This is a genomic window from Exiguobacterium sp. RM11 (assembly GCF_059821525.1).
On sequence record NZ_CM187558.1, the window covers coordinates 1,997,847 to 2,022,105 of the forward strand.

Consider the following 24,259-nt stretch of genomic DNA (forward strand, 5'->3'; position numbering starts at 1 on the left):
TACATTGGAATGTTTTTCCTCTAATCTGATAATAGTCAGAATATTACGTCCTCTTACATATTTTCACTAAATATTAGGTAAAGGAGAGATTTAACGATATGACTTATCACTTCACATGCGAACACTTAACAAAACGATTTGATACGGGTGACGTCAAAACGGTCGCCTTACAAGACATCAACCTCCGCTTCGAGCATGGGGATTTCATCTCCATCATCGGACCATCGGGGTCTGGGAAGTCGACTCTCCTCAGTCTGATTGGTACACTCGACCGTCCGACAGAGGGCACGTTGCTCTTCAACGACGAACCGATCTCGACGCTATCTGCGAAACAACTCGCCGACTTCCGTTTCGAGAACATCGGCTTCATCTTCCAACAGTTCCACCTCATCCCGACACTGACGGCGCTTGAGAACGTCATGTCCCCGCTCTTCGGACGAAAAGTCGATTACGACGTCCATGAACGTGCGCTCGAACTGTTGAAAGAAGTCGGTCTCAGCGACAAAGTCGATTCGTTACCGTCCCAACTGTCAGGTGGTCAGCAACAGCGCGTCGCCGTCGCCCGCGCCCTTATTCATCGACCAAAATGGCTCCTCGCTGATGAGCCGACGGGGAACCTTGATACACACACGGGTGACGTCATTTTTGATCTATTGATCCGCTTGAATCGCGAGAACGGATGTGGCGTCCTCTTCGTCACCCATGACCCGGAACTCGCCGACCGGGCCAACCGAAAAATCGAGATGCGCGACGGGCAAATCGTCGCCATGAGCGACGTCCATCATGCTTAAGTTCATCTGGAATTCATGGTGGCGGAATAAGGAACGATTCATCCTGCTCATGGTCGGGATGCTCATCGTCAGTACCGGACTCAGCTATCTTCTCGGTGTGACCCAGGCGAATAACGGGACAGTCGTCAACGAGCTACAAAAGCGTTGGGACTCGTCTTATCACATCGTCGTCCGTCCGGAAGGCAGCCGAAGCGTGACCGAGGACTTGAACTTGCTCGAGCCAAACTATATGAGCGGACTCGAAGGCGGGATCACGCGCGAACAGTACGAGACAATCCAACAGATTGCCGACATCGATGTCGCGGCACCGATTGCCATGATCGGGTCGACTTATTCGAGCTCGTTCACGCAAACGCATACGTTTGATAAAGCGGGTCTCTATCGCCTCAAGATGAATACGCTCATCGATACGGGCATTGAAAAAATCAATGATTTCCAAGACTTGAAAGCCTACTTTTGGGTAGGCTGGATGCCGAACGGCGATACCACACATATCGGCATCGGTCCGACCGCCCTATATGAAGAATTCCCACTCAGTTACGGAAGCGATGTCATGCTCGCGGGGATCGACCCGGTCGCCGAAGCGAAACTCGTCGGGTTAGACGATGCCGTACAAGCGACAGCGTTCAGTCGTTACTTCAATGAAGAGGATGTCCCAGAACCTTACGATGAAGACATCACGACAATCCCGATTTTGATGAGTACAAAAGACTACGTCGATGCCTCGATCAACTACACCATCGAAGAAGTCGATGCCGATACGAGCGACCAAGAAGCCTTTATCAAAACCTATCTCGAGAAAGGGAAAGGGGAGTATCTAGATAGCTTGAAAGGCACGAAAGTCGCTTCATACGACTTTACAGCCCAACAAATGCACGACAATATCACGAAACACATTTTAGAAGGGAAACCGCAGCCACAAGATCCTCGTGTCACCGTGGAATACACTTGGCTTTCCGAGAAGGCGTCACCGCTCGTCTATGAAGGTGTGACGAGCCCGTTCCCGAAACGTTGGCCGTATTCGTATCAAATCAAACCGTTCCTCGCTGAGGGTCAAGTGAAGTATGGGCAAGAAAGTATGTATCGCAAGTCCAATTTATACGCGGAAGACCTCAACGATGTACCGAAAGTAAGATATAACTATATCGGACTATTCGACCCATCGAAACTGAAGCTATCAAAAGATCCGTTGACGGAACTCCCGATGGAGACGTATTTCCCGGCAAGCGCCGAATGGGTCATGAACTCGAAAGACGAGCCGGTCAACCCACCGACGACCGTCAAACCGACGAATAACCCATATAGCTTCTTGACGAAGCCACCTTCGATGTTGACGACACTCGATGCGGCGTTCGCCATCGCCGGTGACAAGGCCATCTCGGCCATTCGTGTCAACGTGAAAGGCGTGGACGTCTTGAACGAAGAGAGTGAAGCGAAGCTCCAAGCAGTCGCCAAAGAGATCGAGGACAAGACCGGTCTCATCACCGACGTCACGCTCGGTTCGTCACCACAATACGCCGTCACCTATCTCCCTGGCTTAAAAGGAGAAAGTTCGCTCGGTTGGATCCAGCAGCCATGGATTAAGATCGGGTCGTCGATCACGATTTTCCAAGAAGCGAAGCTCGGCTTCTCTGGTGTCGTCGCGAGCGTCATCCTCGTCGCGATGTTGTATGTGTTTAGCTCAAACATCATCATGTTGTACGCTCGGAAGAAAGAGTTCGCCATCCTCTTGTCGCTCGGTTGGCGTCCGAGTCAGCTCTCGAAACTGTTATTCTTAGAAGCCACGATCCTCGGGTCGATGGTCGCGCTCATCTCGTGGATGATTCTCGGGACCTTCCTTTGGACGGCAGCTGGCTCGACATCGATTACCCGTATCTTATTGATTGGCCTAGCCGGTCTCTTGATTTACTGGCTCGGGACACTGATTCCAATCCGACTTGTCCGTCGCATCAAGCCATATGAGACGATGCAGTCCGGTGAAGTCTCAAAAGGGCGACGCCTCGGCCGCTCTCGCTCAAGCGCCGGCATGAGCTTGAACCAACTCGTGACGTATTGGCCACGGACGTTGTTGTCGATTCTTGCCATCGCCTTACCGACGAGTCTCTTCGGCTTCTTCTTGTTCGTCACGTTCCGTCTCCAAGGTGTCTTGTATACGACGTGGATTGGGGAGTTCGTGGCACTTGAAGTCGGGACGATGCATTACGTCGCCATGGGGGTCGCCTTACTAATTGCGATGCTCACGACGACCGAGATCATGTGGCAAAACGTCTCTGAACGAAAACCACAACTCGCCGTCTTGAAAGCGCTCGGTTGGCAGAACACGTCCATCCGTCGTCTCGTCTTGACGGAAGGTGCATTGACCGGATTCTTCGCCGGACTACTCGGCGTGACCTTCACCATCATCATCGTCACGATCATGTATCAACAGTTCCCGACGTCAGAGCTACCATTCTTGTTTGCGACCATTCTCATCCCGGTCGTGACAGGTATCTTAGGTGCAATGCTTCCTGCTGAACGTGCGGTCCGCATCACCCCGGCTGAAGCCATCGGTGGGCATGTCGTCAACCAAAAACAAGTCGAGAAACGATTCCGCTTCGTCCTCGGAACGACAGCGACGGCACTCGTCGTCGGAATCATCAGCTTGTTCGTCTTTACGTCACCAGAAGTCAAGCCGGTCACGGAAGAAGGGAAATCGACACCAGCCCCGACCGCACAGACGACGGGTGCGAAACAGGCTGATTTAAAAGCTGATAAACCGAAAGAAGCCAAACACACAACACCAAAAGAAGATGACCTTCAAAAAATCATGAACCTTGGTACGTTCCAAACGTTTATTGGGGATCCAAAAATGAAGAAACGTGAATTCCAAGTGGGTGAACCTGTTTACGCTTCTCCGGACGGAACCGAACCGGAAGATGGCAAACGATTCGTCAGCCTACCGATCTCGTTGTACAATGAACCAGATCAGTATGAGGGCACTATGGATTATCGTCCAAACGGTTTCCGCATGTACACGCCAGATGGGACGGAGTACAGTCCGGTCGACATGGTCAACCACAATAAGAAAGCATTTCGGGGTGGCTTCATTTACACACCAGGTGAGAAATCCGAAATTGATTTAGTCTTCCTCGTTCCAGAGAAAGAAAAAACGCTCGTCTTGTATGCATCAAGCGGTGCGATGCCGAAAGTGTATACGATTAAAATTGAAGTAAATTGAATCATACCACGTAACCTAGTTTGAATAGAAAAAAGAAAGAGGCCATCTGAGTGCGAACGAGTCGCGCCAGATGGCCTCTTTCTTTTTATGGGTTCATATGCATATTTCGATATAAACATATAGGGGCGACCTCTGATAGAGTTAAAGGGACCAAACCATAGATTTGGAGGTGTCACTATGTACAAAGAGTATACTACGAACTAGTGAATTTTGCCCATATTTAGTAGTGCGGCTCACGGAGAACGACATCTCTTTCACTGTCCACGACCTCATCGAATAAATCATAGATAAGGAGTCCGGTACACTCTGGCGAATGACGGGCTCGATATGAGGAACGAATGACAATCTTCGGTCTTCGCGAAATAGTTACGCGGAGACCGAAAGGCAATAACTTATCTTCATTCAACATTTTTAATTCGTGAGAATTTCTTTAAAACATCTAAATCGGAATCTCTATTAATTTGTGATAAAACAGGAGAAGTATTACTTATATATTTTGATAGTGAATTCGCAATGTATGATTCAGGAGTAGATTCGCATAAAAAAAGTACTAATTGAATCAATCTCATTCCGCACTTCAGTTTTATGGCACTTACTCCGTTATTCTCTAGCTGTAAAGTAAGAGTTCCAGCATACCCAGGATGCACAATAGAAGTTACATTCAAACCAATTCTATTTAGTGATGAGCGAGTACTTATCATTCCTAAGGTATCTTGTGGAATTTTAATATATTCAAATGAGTTAACTAACACTAATTGATTAGGATACAAAATAAAGTCATCACCAAATGACCGAAATGTGGATTGGAAAAACTGGCCTATTGGTTCTTCTACAATTCCAATTAATGGAGTTCTAGTAGGAATCGCGACTTTGAATTCAGTTCCCAGTCTCAAATCGATACTTGCTCCATTCAACTGCGTTTCTTCTAATAGCGGTGTTACAACTAGCTTTTCATTCGCATCATCATCTTCAATTTCTAACCTTTGCTTTATCATATGATTACTGAGAACTGACATGGTTCCACCGCCTATGTATGTGTGCTGCTACTAAACCTTTTCTTACTAACGTGTTTATTACCTCCCTAACATTATAGTCTTTTTCATTTTCACTAAGATGATCAGTTAATACCTGTTTATGCACTAAATATGAATGCCATCCAGCGTTCAAAATACTAATGCTATCTACTGGATTATTGTTCAATTCATTTGGGGGAATGAAATTAGATATTTTCTTTGAAAGTTTTGGCACTATATCTTTAAAAGTATTTGAACTATAATGTATCTTTTCGGGAATCATTTTTATTACTTCATTAATAATATTATCCAAATTATCAAGTAAAATTTGTTCAATTAACTCATATGATTCATTATTCAAGTTAAGTCTATAAATAAAAAATTGCTCTCTATAATCTAAATATCTATCTTCTTCAAAGGTTTTGGCTGAGATCCACTTTTCCTCACTTCTCCTAATAATTTCGTTAATTTCATCTTCAAAAACTTCAAAATAACCCAATTTTTTCAAAGTTTCTATTCTTACAATGCTTCTAACAGAAGATCTAGGATGAGAGGAAGCGAATCTATCGTTCAACTGACCTTCTTCTGAAAGTGAACTAAAAGTAAAAATACTATCTCCAGAGAAATGTGAAGCAGGCCCATATAATAAAATACCAGCTATATCAGCAACAAATTCTTTTAGCCAATTACTCAGATAGTCCATTCCTAGAATCTTAATTACATTTTGATGTTTAATACGTTCGACTTGTTCTTTAGTCACCACAGAATCATCTTTTATTTTAAAATCGATAAATTCAGTTAATTTAAACGTATTTGGATGCTGTAATAGTCTAGGAATCAAAGATGCTGATATATTTAGATTTGAATGTAAATCAAAGTAGTGTCCCAGTTCGTGACCCATTACACAACCAAGTAGAACATCATCTTTATGAATTAAAGGAAATATTATTATTATTTTTTGTTCTTCATCAAGTTGTAGTTCTGGAAATAACCTAACAATATTATTTACGAAATGACTCCACACATCACCTATCGCATAATTTAATTCCCATGATGGTTGAGTAAAAAACAGCGTTTCATTCCCAAACTCCGTTATTAATTCCTTTGCAGGTATCATAACCTCCATAGGATGATTAATCACATTTGATTGAGAAACATAACTAACAATCTTACGTAAATCATTAAATATTAATTGATAAAATTTTATTTCATAATAACTATACACTTCCATTTTAGTAAACTTATCTTGAAGGAAATTACATATTTTAGATAATTCAGATATAAAATCAGGAATTTCTTCAGATGGATAAGCAGTTAACTTTAGCTTTTCGATTTGATTAAACAAAGCAAAAATCTGATCATGATGAATTTGTAATGAGCTGTCAAAGAAATGATCATCCTGTTGGCTCACCAATCGAAGAAGTTCCTTGTATTGTCCGAATTATTAATATTGAGATGAATAATCAAATTTGAAAGAAATTTAACTAAAACATTCTTTTCACTTTCATTAATTGCAGGTAAACTCGTTAACACATTAATTATATTATCTGTATTTTCTAAAAAAGATTTATCAAGAATGTCTTTAGTATCAAAACTACTAGTAATAAGTGAGTAAGATTCTGCACCTCCCAATATCAACGGTTCAATGAATTTTCCCATATAATGATCTCTCGCATTACTTATTAATTTCAAAACTGTAGAAATCTCTGATTTTTTCACTACGATATTATCAGTATCGATTTTTTCTATTAAGTTCGATATTTCTTGAATCAAATACAACTTTCCTAACTTGTTACTACTATAAAACTCATTGGTTTGTTCCATTGCTAACAACATTCATAATCCTCCTCAAGTTTAATAACAGTAATTATTAAAATTCAATAAACTTGATCTTTTTCCTTCATCAAATGATAGACAAATCAATTATTTTACAATTCCAAAAATAATTGATTTGTTTTCTATTTACCCAGTTATATAAGATATATTCAAAGAAACATTTATTCATGTTTAATTACTCAATAAAAGATATACCATAGCGCCGCTGCCACTAAGAACAGCCCGGCCCCGATGAACAAGATTTTTGCCAATCGTTCGTATACCATGTCTTCACCTCACCAATGCCGCGCCGACGACGAGGGAGACCCCGATCGACAGCAAGAATGCCAACAACCCGACGGCGATATTTCCTTTTTGAATCTCGTCGTTCACCTTCAGCGTCGGTGTCAAAAATTCAAACAACCAGTAGGTCGCGAGGAGCAAGATGAAGCCGAATCCTCCACCGACGAAGATATCGATCGTGCTATCATGATAGCTCTCGACCACACGGAAGATGTTGGCGAGACCGACAATCTTCCCACCTGTCGCCAAAGCGACGGCGATATTTCCTTTTTGAATCTCGCGCCAGTTGCTGTATGGCGTCGTCACCTCGAAGATGGCAAGACCGACGATGATCATCAGTCCCGCCATCGAATAGAGGCCGAACGACTCCAGCATGACGGCAAACGTAATCGTACCCATTCCCCGACTCCCCTTACTTCAGTTCGACGACCGTGACACCGAGTCCACCTTCACCCATTCCTCCTGGGCGTTGACTCTTCACGTGACGATGTCCTTTTAAAAATTCTTGTGTCGCCTGACGCATCGCTCCTGTACCTAAACCATGGATGATACGGACGTTGTCATAGCCTGACACGAGTGCTTCATCGATATACTTATCTAGACGCATGAGACCTTCTTCGACACGGACACCGCGGAGGTCGAGCTCGGACTTCGTCGAACTCTGACGTTTGAGCGAGCTTCCTTTCGATTGAAGTGGCTTCTCTTTCGATGGACCGATCTTCTGAAGGTCGTCCGCTTTGACGTTCACTTTCATGATGCCGACTTGGACGTTGTACTCGTTGTCGTTGATTTGTTTCACGATGTAGCCTTTTTGGTTGAACGTCGTCACTTTCACTTCTTCGCCTTTACTGAATGTACGTTTCTGTTGGGCTTTTTGTTTCACTTTTTGGATCTTTTTCTCTTGAAGCGTCGGTTTGGCCGACTCGAGCTCTTTCTTCGCCGCGATAATCTCGTGCTCTTTGACGATGCCCTGCTCCCGAAGCTTCTTCAAGCGGTCGATGACTTCGTTCGCCTGACGCTTCGCCTGTTCGACGGCCTTCTCGGCTTTCGCCTCGGCCGCACTGTACAAGTTGTCGCGTTCGCGTTCGAATTCGGTCATCTTCGCTTCAAGCGCTGCCTGTTCTTCTTCGAAGTCATGGCGTTTGACGAGGAGTTCTTGCTCGAGCTGTTCGGCGCGTTGTTTCGCCGCTTCGAGCTCGTTGATCATTGATTCGACCGATTCGGCGTCACTACCGACGTGGCTTCGTGCCTTGTCGATGACTTGCTCGGACAGTCCGAGGCGACGGCTGATCTCGAAAGCGTTCGAGCGACCCGGCACACCGATCAAGAGGCGGTACGTCGGGCTGAGCGATTCGATATCGAATTCCATCGAGGCGTTCATGACGCCTTCGCGGTTATAGGCGTATGCCTTCAGTTCCGAGTAGTGCGTCGTCGCAGCGACACGTGCCCCGCGACGTTTCACTTCATCGAGAATCGCGATGGCGAGGGCGGCGCCTTCTTGCGGGTCCGTCCCGGCACCTAGCTCATCGAAGAGGACGAGTGACATGAAGTCGATCTTGTCGAGCATACCGACGATGTTCGTCATATGTGAGCTGAACGTCGAGAGACTCTGTTCGATTGATTGCTCATCGCCGATATCGGCATAGACGGCGTCAAACACAGAGAGTTCTGTCCCGAATTCTGCCGGCACATAGAGACCTGACTGTACCATCAACTGGAGGAGTCCAATCGTCTTCAACGTGACCGTCTTCCCGCCGGTGTTCGGTCCCGTGATGACGAGCGACGTATAGTCTTCCCCGAGCTCGACCGTGATCGGCACGACCTCATCTTTCGGGATGAACGGGTGACGTGCCTGTTTCAACTTGATTTCACGGTTGTCGTTCAATTTCGGCTCGGTCGCTTTCATCTCTTGTCCGTAAGCGACTTTCGCAAAGATAAAGTCGAGTTCGGCCAACACGTCGAGGTTCGTCATGATCGCATCATGTACCCCACCGACTTCGTTCGAGAGCGCACTCAAAATCCGATCGATCTCGGCGCGTTCCTTCAAGCGAACTTCTTGAATCTCGTTGTTAATCGAGACGATGGCTTGCGGCTCGATGAAGAGCGTCTGACCGGAAGCCGACTGGTCATGGACGATCCCGCCGAACGCTTGACGGTACTCTTGTTTGACCGGCACGACATAGCGATCGTTTCGAATCGTGACGATGGCGTCTGAAAGCATCTTCGCGTTGTTGCGGAGGATGTTGTCGATTCGCGAACGGACACTGCCTTCATAGCTTCGGAGCTGTGTCCGAAGTCCTCGAAGTTGTGAGCTCGCCGAGTCTTGGACCGTCCCTTGGTCATCGATCGCATGACGAATCGACTGTTCGACTTCGATGAGCTTCGTCAACTTGTCCGCATACTCATCCAGACGTGGGATCCGAATCTCTTCGTTGTCCTCGTGCAGCTTCTCGAAGAAGTTCTTCACTTGACGCCCGCCATACATGACGGCAGCGACGGCAAGCAGTTCGCTCGTCGAGAGGACCGAGCCGATGGCAGCCCGCTTCACTTCCGCGCGGACGTCTGTGAGCCCACCGAGCGGCAGACGGTCACGGAGACGCACGACCTCGGTCGCCTCTTTCGTCACATTCAAATTCGAGAGTACTCGGTCGTACGAGTAGTCCGGTTGCATCTTGAGCGCCAAATCTTTCCCGAGCGAGCTCGATGCATGTCCGGCAAGCTGTTGACGCAATTTTTCATATTCTAATACGCGTAACGCGTGATCCATCTAGCATGTTCCTTTCTATCGCTTCGCCGCGAAGAACGCCTTGGCGTCTTCAAACGAGAAGCAGTTGATAATATCCGATGGTTCGAGATAGGCTTTCCGTGCGTGTAACACGCCGAGTGCCATATCTTCCATCATGTCCGGGTGGTGTGTGTCGGTGTTGATCATTACTTTGACGCCCGCCGCCTTCGCCTTCTTCAGCGTCGATGCCGTCAAATCGAGGCGGTTCGGGTTCGCGTTCAATTCGAGCGCCGTCCCCGTCTCTTTTGCGAGGGCGATCAACTTGTCCTCGTCGATCGGATAGCCGTCCCGGCGACCGATGAGTCGTCCCGTCGGATGCGCGATCACATTGACGTATGGGGAACGGCAAGCGTTCTCGAGACGTGCCATGATTTCGTCGACGGATTGGTCCATCTTCGAATGGATCGAGGCGACGACATAGTCGAGCGTCTCTAAAAATTCTGGCTCGTAGTCGAGCGTCCCGTCAGGACGGATATCCATCTCGACGCCACGCAACACGTTCATCTCATGTGTCTTTGCAGCTTCGCGAATCTCCTCACCTTGTGCCTCGAGTCGTTCTTCGGTCAAACCATTGACGAACGTCAAATACTTCCCGTGGTCGGTGATGGCCATCCACTCATAACCGCGCCCTTTCATCGCCACAACGATCTCATCGACGGTCAACTTCCCGTCCGACCAGACCGTGTGCATATGCGCGTCTGCCTTGATGTCCTCGAGCGTGACGAGTTTTGACAAGTCATGCTCGAACTCGGCGTGCCCTTCCCGAAGCTCGGGTGGGATGAACGGGAGTCCGTACCGTTCAAACAGTTCTTCTTCCGTTTCCGGTTGCCACAGCCCGTCTGCCGTTTCGACTCCGTATTCCGAAATCGACTCCCCTTTCGCTTTCGCGAGTTGGCGCATGCGGACGTTGTGGTCTTTCGAGCCTGTGAAATGGTGAAGCGTCGCGGCGAATGCGCCCGGTTCGACCATACGGAAGTCGACCGATACCATTTCCTCACGTTCGAGGACGAGCGATACTTTCGTCTCCCCTGCCGCGATCACTTCATTGATGAACGGCAAGGCGAGCAACTTCTCTCGAAGCGCGATCGGCTCCTCGGTCGCAATGATAAAGTCGAGGTCTTTACACGTCTCTTCTGCTCGGCGGAAGCTTCCCCCGACAGAATGACGTAAGACGAGCTCTTCTTTCTCCAACACGTCGTTAATCTCTTCGACGATTGGTCGCATGACCGCATAAGCCAATCGTTCCGGACGCGACTCGAGGTTCTTCGCTGCGGCGAGCAGCTTCTCGACACTTTTCGCCCCGAATCCCGGGAGTGAAGCCGCCGTCCCGTCTTCAAGCGCACGGATGAGGGACTCTAAATCGACGACCCCGACTTCACGGAGTTTGGCGAGTTTCTTCCCGCCGAGTCCTTGAATTTTCAAGAGCTTCATCAAGCCGAACGGGATTTCTTCCTGTAACGCTTCGAGCACCTCACTGCGACCTGTATCCCGATACTCTTCAAGGACGGCCGCCGTTCCTTTGCCGATGCCTGAGATGGACGTCAAGTCGTCGATATTCTCGAGCTCGAGGTCTGTATTCTCCAGTGCCGTTGCGGCCTTACGGAACGCATTGATTTTAAACGGGTTCTCCCCTTTAATTTCCATATATTGCGCGATCTTCTCGAGCAACATCATCGCTTCTACTTTATTCATATGCTTCCCCCTCTTCACACAGAAAAGACCGAGATACAAGCACTAGCTTGCATTCCGGCCTGTCGTGTCACAACATCTTATTTGAAAACCAATCCGATAGATATGGCGTGTCTTGAATGATAAATGTCGCAAGCGACGAATTGTCGACGGCATTTTGAACGCCTGCCATCGGTACGAACGCGATCACCCAAAGGATGAAGAATGTGATGACATACGCCTCGAAGAATCCGAGGACTGCTCCGATCAACCCTTTTAGTTGACGCAAGATCGGCAAGTCTGTCAAGAAGTCGAGCATCGCCAAGATGAGATGCAAGACAAGTTTCGTGATGAGGAACAAGACGACGAACCAAAAGACATTGTAAAACGTCATCTCAATCCCTGAAAGCGAGTTGAGGTCCAAGACGCCGCCAGGGAGCGTTCCATCAAGCTGAGATGGATACGGAATCCAGAGCTTGAACGCTTCGGCTAAATCTTTATAGTACGTGTTGGCGACGAGAAAACTGATGATGAGCGCGACCCAATGGCCGAGCTGTAGAATCGCGCCGCGACGGAAGCCGTTGACGATTCCAATAAACAAGAAAAACAGTATAAGTAGCGTAACCATGGATTGATTTATTCTCCCATATTTCGTTTAGTTTTGACGTGGTCGCTCGCGATTTGAATCGCAGCCAAGACCGCCGCCTGACGAGCATCTAAATGAGGGGATTGTTCACGAATCTCGCGGATCTTACTGTCGACCAAAAAGCCTACTTCCCTCACATGATCAGCGGGTTCTTCGCTCACGATCGTATAGTCTTGACCCGCAATGTGAATCGTTGTTCGTTGTAACTGCACGCGCACCCCTCCTTTACGTCTGTCAGCATTAATCATAACATCGTTTTTATATTAGGAAAAGGAGAAGCCCCTTCCCTTGATATGTACAACATTTTCTATTACCCTTCTATGAAGTTGTCAAACGTCTTTCTTCAGGAAAATTGCAAGAGATGGTGGCATCATTTCGTAAAATGTGCGAAAATATCAACTATTCAAACAAACAGAAAGGGTGATTGATTTGAAATTACGCATTGGCCTCTTAGGTCGCATCATCATCGCGATTGCTTTCGGGATTCTGCTCGGGAGCATCGTACCAGAAAGTCAGAACTGGATCGTTCGGACGTTCGTGACGTTCAACACGGTCTTCGGGCAGTTCTTAGGCTTCGCCATCCCACTGATCATTCTTGCTTTCATTATCCCTGGAATCGGGGAACTCGGAAAAGGAGCAGGAAAATTAGTAGGACTCACAGCACTCATCGCTTACGCTTCAACAATTGTCGCAGGGACGCTCGCATATTTTGCAACGAGCAACTTGTTCCCGCAAATTTTGACACGGTCGACGGAAGGAGCCGAAAACCCAGAAGAAGCCCTATTGAAAGGGTTCATGGAATTTGAGATTCCACCGGTATTCGGTGTCATGACCGCACTCATTTTAGCTTTCGTCATCGGGATCGGGATTGCCGCGATTGAAAGCAAACGGTCACTCGACCTCGCCATGGATTTCCGCGATATCATCGAGCTCTTAATCAGTAAAGTCATTATTCCATTACTCCCATTCCACATCGCCGGAATTTTCATGAACATGACGTACGCTGGTCAGGTCGCTGAGATTCTCTCGGTGTTCTCACTTGTCTTCGTCACAATCATCGTCCTTCATTTGACGATGCTTATGATTCAATACTCAATCGCAGGTGGTCTCAACAAAGAGAATCCGTTCAAGTTGCTCAAGACGATGATGCCGGCTTACTTCACAGCTATCGGGACGCAATCATCGGCTGCGACGATTCCAGTCACGCTTCGCCAAGCGAAGTTGAACAACACGGATGAGGGTGTCGCAAACTTTGTCATCCCGCTCTCGGCAACGATTCACTTGTCAGGCTCGACAATCACACTCACGTCAGTCGGTGTCGCACTCATGTACTTGAACGGCATGCCGATGTCTTACGCGATCGTCCTTCCATTCATCCTCGCACTCGGTGTGACGATGATTGCAGCACCTGGTGTTCCAGGTGGAGCCGTTATGGCATCGCTCGGATTGTTCGGCTCGATTCTCGGGTTCGACGCGACGATGCAAAGCTTGGTCATCGCACTCTACTTGGCGCAAGATAGCTTCGGGACAGCTACAAACGTCACAGGTGACGGTGCCATCGCAAAAATTATCCACTACTTCAAACACAACACGAAACTTCTCGACAACACAGCGTCGAAACAAGAAGATATCGCATAACGTACAACGCATAAACGGGCAAGCCATCAGGTTTGTCCGTTTTTGTCTACATCGAATAGGAGAGATACATATGGAATGGATTGAATGGAAAGACCCGAATCACTTCGCTGACCGCGTCATGGACGCATTGTTAAAAGAAGAAGCCAAGAACAGCTTAATGATCGGCGTATTGAATAACGTGATTCAAGGCATTTATGAGGCGTTTCATCAATTTACCGTCGAAGAGAATGGTAAACTCCTCGCCATCCTTCAAGTGACACCGCCCCATCCGCTCCATTACATCGTCGTGGACTCGGAACAAGAGGAAAAACTCCCCGCTTTCATCATCCCGCACCTTCTCGAAAACGAGATCCCGTTCACCGAGGTGGTCTCAGAACGTGTTCAAGCCGAACGGTTCGGGAAAACGTGGCAAGAAATCACATCTGGGACGAGTGAGATGTTCATGTCACAAGGTCTTTATCGACTCGACGAGGTAGAAGACATCGAGATGGCGAAAGGCCACATGCGAAAAGCTACAACAGCCGATCAAGCACAGCTCGAAGCCTGGTATAGCGCCTTCGAAGCTGAGTCGGGACTTCGTTCGTCACCACCTGAAAAAGTGACGAAAGCAATCGACACGATGCTCAAGAATGATGACGCCGTATTCTGGGAAGTCGATGGACAGCTTGTCTCGTGTGCGAAACGCGCACGTCCGACCGAGAACGGCATCACCGTCTCCTTCGTCTATACGTCACCTGACGCACGTGGAAGAGGTTACGCACGAAGTCTCGTTGCAGACCTTAGCCGCCAGTTACTCGAGACGAAGTCGTTCTGTGTCCTCTATACGGACTTGACGAACCCGACCTCAAACAAAATCTATCAAGAAGTCGGGTACGAACAGATCATGGACTCTGCTTGGGTCCGACTCGCTAGATGAAACGAATCGCCTCCCCTATACTATTAGGTGGAGGCGATTTTTCATGGCTAGATTCCGAATTGTTTTACGTGCACTTGGCGTGGCACTCCTTCTTTATATGTTAATCGTCGGTGGACAGAGCGTCCTTGATGACCCGAACATCGATACGCTATGGCTCAGTGTCATCGGTGCCGCACTCCTGACGTTTATCGTGTATCAGGCAACAAAAAAGTGATCGACGCATTCGTCGATCACTATCTTTGTGTTGATTAGAAGAATGATGCTGGGTTGACTGTGCTTCCCGCGCTCGATGAAGAGTATGAGTAACCGCCACGGTGAATCTCGAAGTGAAGGTGTGAACCTGTCGAGTTCCCTGTGCTACCCATGCCGCCAAGGTTTTGACCTTGTGACACGCGTTGACCCGCTTTAACTGAGACCGAGCTCATGTGTGCGTATACTGTCGTCCACACTTGTCCGTTGATGACGTGTGCGATCATAACGTGGTTTCCGTATGCACCACCCCAACCTGCACGGAGGACCGTACCAGTTTGTGCTGCATAGATCGGTGTACCAACTGGACCTGCGATATCAAGACCGTTATGGAACGAGTATCCGTTCGCACCGCTCGCTGCGCCCCATCCTTGTGAGAGGCGACCGCTTGCCGGACGTTGGAACATCCCGCCGCTCGCTGGTGCAGATGCTACAGGTGTTGATGTTGACGCGCTAGAACCACTGTTACTTGAGCTTGCACTTTGTTGCTTTTTAGCAGCTGCTGCCGCTGCCGCTGCGCGACGCGCTTCTTCTTCAGCACGGCGTTGTGCTTCGATTTCTGCTTGAATCGCTTGTTCTTGAGCTTTGAGCGTATCTTCCATCTCTTGTAGGCTCATAAGTTTTGATTCGAATTTCACTTTTTCAGCTTCGAGTTTCTTGATTTTCGCTGCACGCTCTTTCATTTTTTGATCGAGCTCTTTTTGGCGTTTTTCAAGCTCTTCTTTTTGCTTTACGAGTGAATCGCGTTCTGCTTTTAATTCAGCTTGCGCTTTTGCAAGTTTTTCTTTCGTTGCTTCATATTCTTCGAAGATCTGTTGGTCGTTCTCTTGAATCGTACCAGCTGTGATCATACGTGTGATCAAGTCACCGAAGTCTTTTGAACCGAAGATGAACTCAGCCCAGTTGACTGACGAGCCACCGTTCTTTTGCATCGTCGCCATGCGGTCTTTCATGAGTTCTTCTTGTGCTTTCATTTTTGCTTCGTATTTTTTGATTTGCTCTTGAAGCTTTTGAATTTTTTCTTCAGTTGCACGGATCTCAGCTTTTTTCTGAGCGACATCGTTGATGACGTCTTGGAGTTCAGCATCTAACTTGTTGATTTCTTGTTGCTCTTTGCTGATGGCTTGTTCACGTGATTGAATCGAAGAGTTTGCTTTCGACTGCTCGCTGCTATTCTTTTGTCGTTGTTCTTGTACTTTCTTCTGCTTCTCTGTAAGTGAGGCTGCATAAGTCGGTGACGTTCCGCCGATCAAGAGTGCGCCTAGAGTGACTGTGGCTGCAAATTTCTTCAAGTTACCCAATGTGCTTCCCTCCGCTGATTCCTGTGTATTTTTTATCTATAATCGTTCAAGTATTTTCTATAAGATCAGTTGCGATATTTCATTCGCTCTGTGACTCATTATAGCAATCTAAACCAAAAGTTATTTTACACTTATATTTCATTCGTATGACATTGACCTAATTTAGGTTTTATCCCTTAAAAAACGTGGGTATAGACAATATTTTATTTGGTTTGTTGTCACAAAATAGTTTTTAAAATAAGAAAAGCACTTGAAGAAAGCGCTTTTCACATAACAACCTATATCATTTTTTGACTACCTTAATGCCACATATCCGGCTCGTTTCCCTCGTTTTCGTTTTGAACGAAGTGATAAGAAGCCACCGATGAGCACGACTCCAGCAATTGCCCCACTGCTGTCCAATAGGACATCTTGCAGTAACGGCGTCCGCTCCGGTGTCAAACTCTGATGATACTCATCAAAGATGGCGACCGTATTGGCGAGCGTCCAAGCGAACAATAGATTCAGCCCGGCATGAAGGCTCGTTCTCGAAATCGCCTTGACGAACAAGGCGCCAAGAGCGAAAAAGGTGACGAAATGTGCCGTTTTCCGCATCAAGAACTCGATGAGCCCGACTGTCCCTAACGTGTCGAGTGACACTTCTTTTCCTGCATAGTCAAACTCGACGTTCGCTAACGTCGGCTCAATCCAGCTCCAATCGAATCGCTCGAGTGGCGAAACGATCGACTGGTCTGAGTAAGGTGTTGCACTCGAGAAGAATAATCCAATCAAAATGAGCGCAATCCATATAAATTCATTTTTTAAAAGTCGCATAACACCGTTCCTTTCTACAACGAGTTTCATTATACGGATTGTACTTCACGAAATATGTAACAGCGACATCATGATTTTATAACAATTTGATTGCACGCAACGCGTTCAAAGTCGAGATAGCGGATTTCTCTTGGTATACTACAGATAAAAGGGGGATTCAATATGATTTATGATTTTGAAGCATTGGACATGAAAGGTCAGTTACAATCGTTAGCTACATATAAAGGAGACGTCTTACTCATCGTCAATACAGCGAGTAAGTGTGGATTCACGCCACAGCTCGAAGGTCTCGAGTCGCTATACAACTCGTATAAGGGACAAGGTCTTCAGATTTTAGGTTTCCCTTGCAACCAGTTCGGACATCAAGATCCGGGCTCAAATGAAGAGATTCAAGAGTTTTGTCAACTTAACTATGGCGTATCGTTCCCGATGTTTGCGAAAGTCGATGTGAACGGAAAAGACGCGCACCCACTCTTCACGTATCTCTCAAAGGAAGCACCTGGACTGCTCGGATCGAAAACAATCAAATGGAACTTCACAAAGTTCTTAGTCGACCGTGATGGAAACGTCGTCGAACGCTTCTCGCCACAGACGACACCGGCCGAGATTGAGGATGCGGTCAAAAAACTCATCTAACACAAAAAGGATGGCTCCGAGGTGGAGTCATCCTTTTATCTAGGGGTAATGAAGTTGATCGTATAGAACGGACTGTTTTCATCATTATAGGCGAGCCCGACGGCAGCATGACTGAATCGAGGTTGCATGATGTTCTCGCGGTGCCCCTTCGAATTCATCAGCCCCCAATGTGCGTGAAACACGCTCATCTGCCCCATGGCCAAATTCTCTCCGGCCATCGAGTACGACAGTCCCGCTTCATCCATCCGGTCAAACGGGTCGCGTCCTTCCGGGTCCGTATGACTGAAGAAGTCGTTCTCCGCCATGTTCTGACTGTGCGCCCGAACGACCGGATAGAGTGGCTCATAATCAGCGAGCGCACTCAACTCATATTTTTCACGGTCCCAGTTCATCAGGATTCGCATCAACTGTTCGTTCGCGACGGTCCCTTCCGCAGAAACATCACCGTAGTACCCATCACTCGCCTCTTCCACTCGGCGGTCAACCGACAAGACCCCTTTCAAGCGGTCATCGTCATGTTGGTCGAAGAAGAGCGTGACATATTGTCCATCAATCGCAAACACCGAAAAGGATGGATCGTCCGGGATCAGGTAGCGATTCAATCCTTTGTTGTAGGACGTCACTTTCTCAAAGCCGATTTCCTCGACTTGGTCACGTGTCGTCTCATCGAGCACGAGACCGCGATACGTGCTTTCGGTCTCGAACTGATAAAATCCTTTTTTGGCGCCGTCCTCGTCAATGAGTTCAAGGCCACGATCTCCACCACGTTCCACTAAGTACCAATCATGCCCGGCATATTGGCTCGTGAACTTCGGTGCATCCGTCGCACGTTCCGTCGCCACCTCAGACTCCACTTGAATGCTCGTCGGGGCAGAGACGTTCGGCATTTCATATTGCCAAGCCATATACAATCCGATCCCCATCAAGAGGATGATCAATTTTCGAAACATGGCTCCTCCTTCCTTACTGCTCGCGCTGACGCTCCCCGAAATCGTGAAGTCTCTCCTTGATATCGGTGAGCATCCCCATGTATGCGACATATGTCGCTTCGTCTATATTTAGCATACCACTGACTTGTAACGGCACATCGGCTGCCTGCTCACGCAACGCGCTACCACGATCGGTCAAACGAACGACGACTTTTCGCTCGTCGTCTGTCGCACGACTCTTTTCGACATACCCGATTTGAATCAATCGTTTCACGAGGGGCGACAATGTGCCCGAGTCGAGCGTCAGCCTCATTCCGAGTTGACGCAAATCGATGCCATCCTCTTCCCATAAGACGAGCATGACCAGATACTGACTATATGTCAGGTTTAACGGTTCTAAAATTGGGCGATATAAACGGGTAAGCTCTTTTGAAGCGGTATACAATTGAAAACAGATTTGGTGTTCGAGTTTTAAAGTTTGTTCCATACGTAATCCTCCGTACTCTTCTTTAGCCAAGCATATCACTTGCGAAACTTTTTGACTGCTCTATAATTTAAATTGTGCACAACTTAATTGTTTAAAATGAAATGGAGGAATTGAATCATGAAATCACTATTCACAGCATCAGCAACTGCAATCGGTGGCCGCGAAGGTCATGTGAAATCAACAGACGGCGTCATCGACATGGACGTCTCAATGCCAGGCGCGAAACACGTCGATGGTGCGACAAACCCGGAACAACTTTTCGCAGCGGGATATGCGGCTTGCTTCGGTAGTGCCCTCAACCTCATCATCGGGAAAGAACGTGTGAAGACAGACGGATCGAGCGTCACAGGTCATGTCACATTGAACCAAAACGATGAAGGGTTCTTCATTTCAGTCGAGCTTGAAGTCGAAATCAAAGGTGTCGACCAAGCGACAGCAGAGCGCCTCGTTGAAGAAGCACACCAAGTGTGCCCTTATTCAAAAGCGACGCGCGGCAATGTCGATGTGAAATTGACAGCCAAAGCAGCATAATCATCCATCCCGCTCTTATGGAGCGGGATTTTTTTGCTTCCCCTAGCGTGTCGGGGTAAGATAAAAGAACGATGAGGGAAGGGAGGGAGCCGTGATGAAGAAACGTAAATCGACGTTCGTGTTTGTCGCGCTCGGCATTTTGATGTTCACGGCGACGTATAATGCGCTGACCGTTCAGACATACGACGTCCCATCTGACAAGCTGTCAGCGGATGAATCGCTTCGCATCGTGCTCCTCTCTGACTTACATAGCGCCTCGTACGGTTATAAGCAATCGATTTTAATCGATCAAGTCCGGGCCCAAAAACCGGATCTGATCGCCATGCCGGGGGACCTGCTCGATCGCTATCGTTCTCCTGAACCTGCTTTTGAGCTTGTCGAGGGACTCGCTGGCATTGCGCCGATGTATTTCGTAACCGGGAATCATGAGATTGATGACTCCGCAGACTATATTCGTCATGATGCCAAAAATGTATTTCGCTCACACGGGGTGACCGTTCTCGAAAACGAATGGGAGCCGATTACCGTCAATGGGGTCAATCTCGTCATCGGTGGATTAGAAGATCCGTTACGAACATATAACGAAAATATTTACGGGAGTTGGGAAACGGACGCCTCGACAGCCATGCGAGATGTCGACCCGAACGAGACGTTCAACGTGCTCCTCTCCCATCGTGCCGAAGAGGTCGACACGTATGCCGACTTACCTTTTGACCTCGTCTTATCCGGTCATGCCCACGGCGGACAAGTGAGGATCCCATATTTATTGAACGGGTTGTTCGCCCCTGATCAAGGGTTCTTCCCGAAATATGCAGGCGGTCTTTATGAACACGAGACGTTCACCCACGTGATCGGACGGGGATTCAATTATAGTTTCAACGTACCGCGCATTTTCAACCCACCAGAGATTGTGGTGATTGATGTGCACGGCAAATAACGGACACTCGGATGAGTGTCCGTTTTGCTTACCAAATGATACGCTCCTCGCAACATTGTCGCTCCCGTTCGACTTGCACCGTCGAGCGCTCGAACGTCCCATATTTTCGAATCCGTTCCGTCACTTGACGTAACACGGCCTGATCGTCCGTATCTTCTCCAATCAACACATGGCACGTCGCCGCATGCTCACTTGATGAGATTGACCAGACATGCAGGTCGTGTACTTCTTTCACCCCTTCGACTGTGGCAATCTCTGCTTGCATCGCCCGGACATCGATTTGTTCCGGTGACCCTTCCATCAAGATGTGAATCGCATCGCGCGTCACGCGATAACCGCTAATCAAGATGAGGATGGCGACAAACGCACTCGCGACCGGGTCCGCCCACGTCCATCCGAACAACATGATCAAGAGTGCTGCCGTGATGGCACCGACTGACCCCAGCAAGTCTCCGAACACGTGAAGCAACGCACTCTTCACGTTCAAATTATCTTTCTCTCCGCGCATCAAAATCCAAGCGGCGAGGATATTGACGAGTAGTCCGATGATGGCGACCGCGAGCATTCCCCCACTCAAAATTTCCGGTGGGGCACTCAACCGCTGATATGCCTCGAATAAGATATAAATCGAGATGACGAGTAACGTCAGCCCGTTAATGAATGCCGCTAAAATTTCAAAGCGTCGATATCCAAACGTACGGTTCGGTGTCGCCGCTTTCGCCCCGAATCGAACGGCTAGGAAACTGAGTCCTAAAGCCGCCGCATCTCCGAGCATATGACCCGCATCGGATAAGAGTGCCAAACTGTTCGTCCATAGTCCGCCGATGACCTCGACGACCATGAACGTCGCAATCAACAGAAAAGCGAGAAACAGCGCACGCTGATTCGTGGAATGATGATGGTGATGGTCGTGATCATGATGATGTCCCATAACTGACGCCTCCTTCTACTTCTTATCTTATTCCATTTTTCCGAAACATTCAAACGTTAATTTGAATGATAAGTCATAAAAAAACGGGAGATTCCTCTCCCGTCTTGTCTCACTTGTGCTCGAGACGCACGCGCATCACACCGCTGTATGGGAACAGCTTCAACTGAACCGTCTCTCCTTCGTACCAAATCCCAGTTGCTTGTTCGTTCGTCGGTGTCACGTCAGGCGTCACGACTGCCTGACGGTCCCAATCGACGGCACGCACTTTTTGGTCTCGTACCATCAAGAAGAATCCATCATAGAAATGATATTCGTTCACTTGGTCACGCTGAACGGCAGTCGGGCTACCGAGTTCGGCGCGCACGGTCGCCACATCTTTGCCAATCCAATCAAGGACGGTCCCCGAAGCGCTCGGGACGACTTGTTGCCATGCGGCAATCACGTCATCGTCCGACAAGGCCGGAGCTTCTGTCGTCACACTCTCTTCCGTGACCCACCCCGTCATACGCTCATTTAGCTGTACTTTCACGAAGCCACTGACCGTCTCCAAACGTTCGAAACGATCACCGAGGTCGGCTTCATAGACGACTGCGACACGGTCATCTGCATAGACTTTCGTATACGGTTGCCCGATATAGATTGTATCTGCAGACTCGGTTTCGGTATCGGACGGTTGTTCCGACTCGGAATCGACCATCTCGGTCGCAATCTCATCTGATTTCGGTAAAGCAGACTTTTCTTTTTTGTCGATCAGTGCCGCGAACGCGATGATCCCGACTAAAGCGAGGACCAAGGCTACAGCAGTCGTCACCCGGAACACTCGTTTACGCTTTCGTGTCGTCGCGCGCGACAATCTTCCTCCATTCATGTTCTTCACTCCTACTCGATTCGATTCATTCCACTCGTTTCGTCAAATGGTAGGAGGTTTCCTGCCTCATCAAAAAATTTCAAGTCGTGTTTTGTCAATTCGTCCATCGTTTGCATCATCTGCTCGACATCTACCGGTTCATCGTTCTCCATATTCTCACGAATACGAATCGTTTTACCGAGCTCGAGCGTCCGCGAGGTCAAGCGATGGAAATAACGATCATGCGTAATGAGAAGCAATCCACCCGGGTAAACGTCTAACGCCGTCTCGATTTGTTCCCGTGTCGCCACATCTAAATAGTTCGTCGGTTCGTCGAGTGCCAACAGATGCGCATCGGAGAAATAGAGAATCAGGAAGGCAATCCGACACTTCTCGCCCATACTCGCCTCGTTGATCGGTCGATGCACCTCATCCCGACGGAACAAAAAGTGAGCCAGCAGTGTCCGAGCCTCCGTCTCCCCAATGTCACTCTGGGCGAGTAACGCATCGAGCAATGTCCCCGTCTTCGGTAAACGTTCGAGCGTTTGCGAAAAATACCCAATCTTCAGACGAGGATGCCGTTTAATCACACCAGAAAGCGGTGCTCGTTCACCGATCAGCACATTCAACAACGTCGTCTTTCCACTTCCGTTCGGTCCGATGATGGAGAGACGTTCTCCTTTTTGAATCGAGAAGGAAATCGGTTCATAGAATGGGTTGTCGTATCCAAACGTCACCTCTTCACACGTCAGCCACGTCTTCGCTTCGAGCTCATCGGCCGCAAATTGGACGGAGATGGTCTTTTCCTCTTTCGGCTTTCGTGGACGGTTGTCTTCGAGCTGTTTTAGCTTCTGTTCCCTCGCCTTCATTTTGACGGCGAGATTGGCCGCTCCTTTTTGCGCACCGGGACTGCGGACACTGGCTGTCGCTTTCGCCTTCAAGTGCCAGCCTTTGTACTGGGCAATCATATCGAGCAACTCTGCTTTGCGGCTCACGTAGCGGGCATGGGCTCGCTCGTCACGCAGACGTTCATCCTCTTTTTGACGTCGATACGCCGTATAGTTTCCCGGATATCTGGTAACTTCCCCATCCGACAGTTCGAGGATGACCGTCGCAACATCATCCATCAGTTGACGGTCGTGGGAGATGATCAGCACCGTTCCCTCGAATCGGTTCAGCCATTTCGTGAGCCAGTCAATCGACTCGACATCCAGATGGTTCGTCGGCTCGTCGAGTAGGACGACGTCGATCTGCTTCATCGTCAACGTCGAGAGCTGTGCCCGCGTCTTCTCTCCCCCGCTCAAATCGTTGATGTTTTGGTCGAATTGACCGTCCAACCCGAGTCGGGTCAACGCTTGCGTCGCCTCTTGCTCCAAGTTATACACATCGAGTGCGAGCGCTCGTTCATAGGAACGCATGACTCGCATCTCATCACCAGACGACACCTCTTCATAAAGGGCGTACCGTTCAGGATCGCTCCGCATCACCCACTCGAGTAGTGGCATACCTTCGGATTCGATCGTTTGCCGGACGAGCCCGACTTCACCGTGACATTCAATCGCCCCGGCTTGTGGCGTCAATTCCCCTGTTACGAGTCGGAAGAGTGTCGTCTTCCCACTTCCGTTCAGCCCGAATAACACAGCGCGTTCTCCGGCTACGACCTCAAACGAGACCGCTTCAAATAATGGTTTCCGGTCGTAATCGAACCGGACTTGTTTCATAGCTAACATCTGTTTCACCTCGCTCATTTTTCCGATACGCGATGAAACAAAAAACACCATCCGCTCAAAGTGCGGTGGTGTGAAG

Annotated in this window: 23 protein-coding genes; 8 read left to right on the forward strand and 15 right to left on the reverse strand. The window is 48.3% G+C overall.

Annotated features, from left to right (window positions below; genetic code table 11):
* The first annotated feature begins 98 nt into the window (after positions 1–98).
* Complete coding sequence (locus tag AC5LIL_RS10435; protein WP_499824071.1) at positions 99–791, forward strand: ABC transporter ATP-binding protein; 693 nt, start codon at positions 99–101, stop codon at positions 789–791.
* Positions 784–4,008 carry an FtsX-like permease family protein gene (locus AC5LIL_RS10440; protein WP_499824072.1) on the forward strand — a complete coding sequence of 1,075 codons (3,225 nt, stop codon included), beginning with the start codon at positions 784–786 and terminating at the stop codon, positions 4,006–4,008. Before AC5LIL_RS10435 ends, AC5LIL_RS10440 begins: the two co-directional genes overlap by 8 nt.
* Positions 4,009–4,406: 398 nt before the next feature.
* On the opposite strand, the gene dcd is transcribed toward AC5LIL_RS10440, so the two are convergent.
* From dcd to zapA, 8 genes are all read right to left on the reverse strand, one after another.
* Positions 4,407–5,024, reverse strand: a complete 618-nt coding sequence (gene dcd / locus AC5LIL_RS10445; protein ID WP_499824073.1) for a dCTP deaminase — start codon at positions 5,022–5,024, stop codon at positions 4,407–4,409.
* On the reverse strand, positions 5,008–6,432 hold the full coding sequence (locus AC5LIL_RS10450) for a hypothetical protein (protein ID WP_499824074.1): 1,425 nt from the start codon (positions 6,430–6,432) through the stop codon (positions 5,008–5,010). Before AC5LIL_RS10450 ends, dcd begins: the two co-directional genes overlap by 17 nt.
* Positions 6,429–6,857 (reverse strand): hypothetical protein, encoded by a 429-nt coding sequence (locus AC5LIL_RS10455; protein WP_499824076.1) that lies wholly within the window; start codon positions 6,855–6,857, stop codon positions 6,429–6,431. The genes AC5LIL_RS10450 and AC5LIL_RS10455 overlap by 4 nt, the downstream gene beginning before the upstream one ends.
* Positions 6,858–7,127: 270 nt before the next feature.
* A complete protein-coding gene (locus AC5LIL_RS10460; RefSeq protein ID WP_214760452.1) occupies positions 7,128–7,538 on the reverse strand; it encodes a DUF350 domain-containing protein in 411 nt (136 codons plus the stop codon).
* 13 nt (positions 7,539–7,551) lie between these two features.
* On the reverse strand, positions 7,552–9,906 hold the full coding sequence (locus tag AC5LIL_RS10465) for an endonuclease MutS2 (RefSeq protein WP_499824077.1): 2,355 nt from the start codon (positions 9,904–9,906) through the stop codon (positions 7,552–7,554).
* A gap of 15 nt (positions 9,907–9,921) precedes the next feature.
* On the reverse strand, positions 9,922–11,616 hold the full coding sequence (gene polX / locus AC5LIL_RS10470; protein ID WP_499824079.1) for a DNA polymerase/3'-5' exonuclease PolX: 1,695 nt from the start codon (positions 11,614–11,616) through the stop codon (positions 9,922–9,924).
* Positions 11,617–11,683: 67 nt separating this feature from the next.
* On the reverse strand, positions 11,684–12,220 hold the full coding sequence (locus tag AC5LIL_RS10475) for a CvpA family protein (RefSeq protein ID WP_074032727.1): 537 nt from the start codon (positions 12,218–12,220) through the stop codon (positions 11,684–11,686).
* A gap of 8 nt (positions 12,221–12,228) precedes the next feature.
* Complete coding sequence (gene zapA / locus AC5LIL_RS10480; protein WP_015881047.1) at positions 12,229–12,450, reverse strand: cell division protein ZapA; 222 nt, start codon at positions 12,448–12,450, stop codon at positions 12,229–12,231.
* A gap of 217 nt (positions 12,451–12,667) precedes the next feature.
* Here zapA and AC5LIL_RS10485 point away from each other — a divergent pair, with 217 nt between their 5' ends.
* The 3 genes from AC5LIL_RS10485 (at position 12,668) to AC5LIL_RS10495 (ending at position 15,006) form a co-directional block, all read left to right on the forward strand.
* Positions 12,668–13,876, forward strand: a complete 1,209-nt coding sequence (locus AC5LIL_RS10485; RefSeq protein WP_251125655.1) for a dicarboxylate/amino acid:cation symporter — start codon at positions 12,668–12,670, stop codon at positions 13,874–13,876.
* Between the two features lie 70 nt (positions 13,877–13,946).
* Positions 13,947–14,792 carry a GNAT family N-acetyltransferase gene (locus AC5LIL_RS10490; RefSeq protein ID WP_499824084.1) on the forward strand — a complete coding sequence of 282 codons (846 nt, stop codon included), beginning with the start codon at positions 13,947–13,949 and terminating at the stop codon, positions 14,790–14,792.
* A 43-nt stretch (positions 14,793–14,835) separates the two neighbouring features.
* Entirely contained in the window at positions 14,836–15,006 is a 171-nt protein-coding gene (locus AC5LIL_RS10495) for a hypothetical protein (RefSeq protein ID WP_214695154.1), read from the forward strand.
* Between the two features lie 34 nt (positions 15,007–15,040).
* On the opposite strand, the gene AC5LIL_RS10500 is transcribed toward AC5LIL_RS10495, so the two are convergent.
* On the reverse strand, positions 15,041–16,342 hold the full coding sequence (locus AC5LIL_RS10500) for a murein hydrolase activator EnvC family protein (protein ID WP_499824085.1): 1,302 nt from the start codon (positions 16,340–16,342) through the stop codon (positions 15,041–15,043).
* 294 nt (positions 16,343–16,636) lie between these two features.
* Entirely contained in the window at positions 16,637–17,155 is a 519-nt protein-coding gene (locus AC5LIL_RS10505) for a VanZ family protein (RefSeq protein ID WP_499824086.1), read from the reverse strand.
* Positions 17,156–17,317: 162 nt separating this feature from the next.
* Here AC5LIL_RS10505 and AC5LIL_RS10510 point away from each other — a divergent pair, with 162 nt between their 5' ends.
* Complete coding sequence (locus AC5LIL_RS10510) at positions 17,318–17,791, forward strand: glutathione peroxidase (RefSeq protein ID WP_499824088.1); 474 nt, start codon at positions 17,318–17,320, stop codon at positions 17,789–17,791.
* Positions 17,792–17,826: 35 nt separating this feature from the next.
* Here AC5LIL_RS10510 and AC5LIL_RS10515 read toward each other — a convergent pair whose 3' ends face one another.
* Together AC5LIL_RS10515 and AC5LIL_RS10520 are read right to left on the reverse strand one after the other, a co-directional pair.
* Complete coding sequence (locus AC5LIL_RS10515) at positions 17,827–18,741, reverse strand: CAP domain-containing protein (RefSeq protein ID WP_499824091.1); 915 nt, start codon at positions 18,739–18,741, stop codon at positions 17,827–17,829.
* Positions 18,742–18,754: 13 nt separating this feature from the next.
* On the reverse strand, positions 18,755–19,207 hold the full coding sequence (locus tag AC5LIL_RS10520; RefSeq protein ID WP_214819315.1) for a MarR family winged helix-turn-helix transcriptional regulator: 453 nt from the start codon (positions 19,205–19,207) through the stop codon (positions 18,755–18,757).
* A 117-nt stretch (positions 19,208–19,324) separates the two neighbouring features.
* On the opposite strand from AC5LIL_RS10520, the gene AC5LIL_RS10525 reads away from it, so the two are divergent.
* Together AC5LIL_RS10525 and AC5LIL_RS10530 are read left to right on the forward strand one after the other, a co-directional pair.
* Entirely contained in the window at positions 19,325–19,738 is a 414-nt protein-coding gene (locus tag AC5LIL_RS10525) for an organic hydroperoxide resistance protein (RefSeq protein WP_074032719.1), read from the forward strand.
* A 94-nt stretch (positions 19,739–19,832) separates the two neighbouring features.
* Entirely contained in the window at positions 19,833–20,675 is an 843-nt protein-coding gene (locus AC5LIL_RS10530; protein ID WP_499824095.1) for a metallophosphoesterase, read from the forward strand.
* 28 nt (positions 20,676–20,703) lie between these two features.
* Here the strand turns inward: AC5LIL_RS10530 and AC5LIL_RS10535 are convergent, their stop codons facing one another.
* From AC5LIL_RS10535 to abc-f, 3 genes are all read right to left on the reverse strand, one after another.
* A complete protein-coding gene (locus AC5LIL_RS10535; RefSeq protein ID WP_337873547.1) occupies positions 20,704–21,606 on the reverse strand; it encodes a cation diffusion facilitator family transporter in 903 nt (300 codons plus the stop codon).
* A gap of 109 nt (positions 21,607–21,715) precedes the next feature.
* Positions 21,716–22,474, reverse strand: a complete 759-nt coding sequence (locus tag AC5LIL_RS10540) for a hypothetical protein (RefSeq protein WP_499824097.1) — start codon at positions 22,472–22,474, stop codon at positions 21,716–21,718.
* 11 nt (positions 22,475–22,485) lie between these two features.
* Positions 22,486–24,183: a ribosomal protection-like ABC-F family protein gene (gene abc-f / locus AC5LIL_RS10545; RefSeq protein ID WP_499824098.1), complete on the reverse strand. Its 1,698-nt coding sequence runs from the start codon at positions 24,181–24,183 to the stop codon at positions 22,486–22,488.
* Positions 24,184–24,259 lie beyond the last annotated feature (76 nt).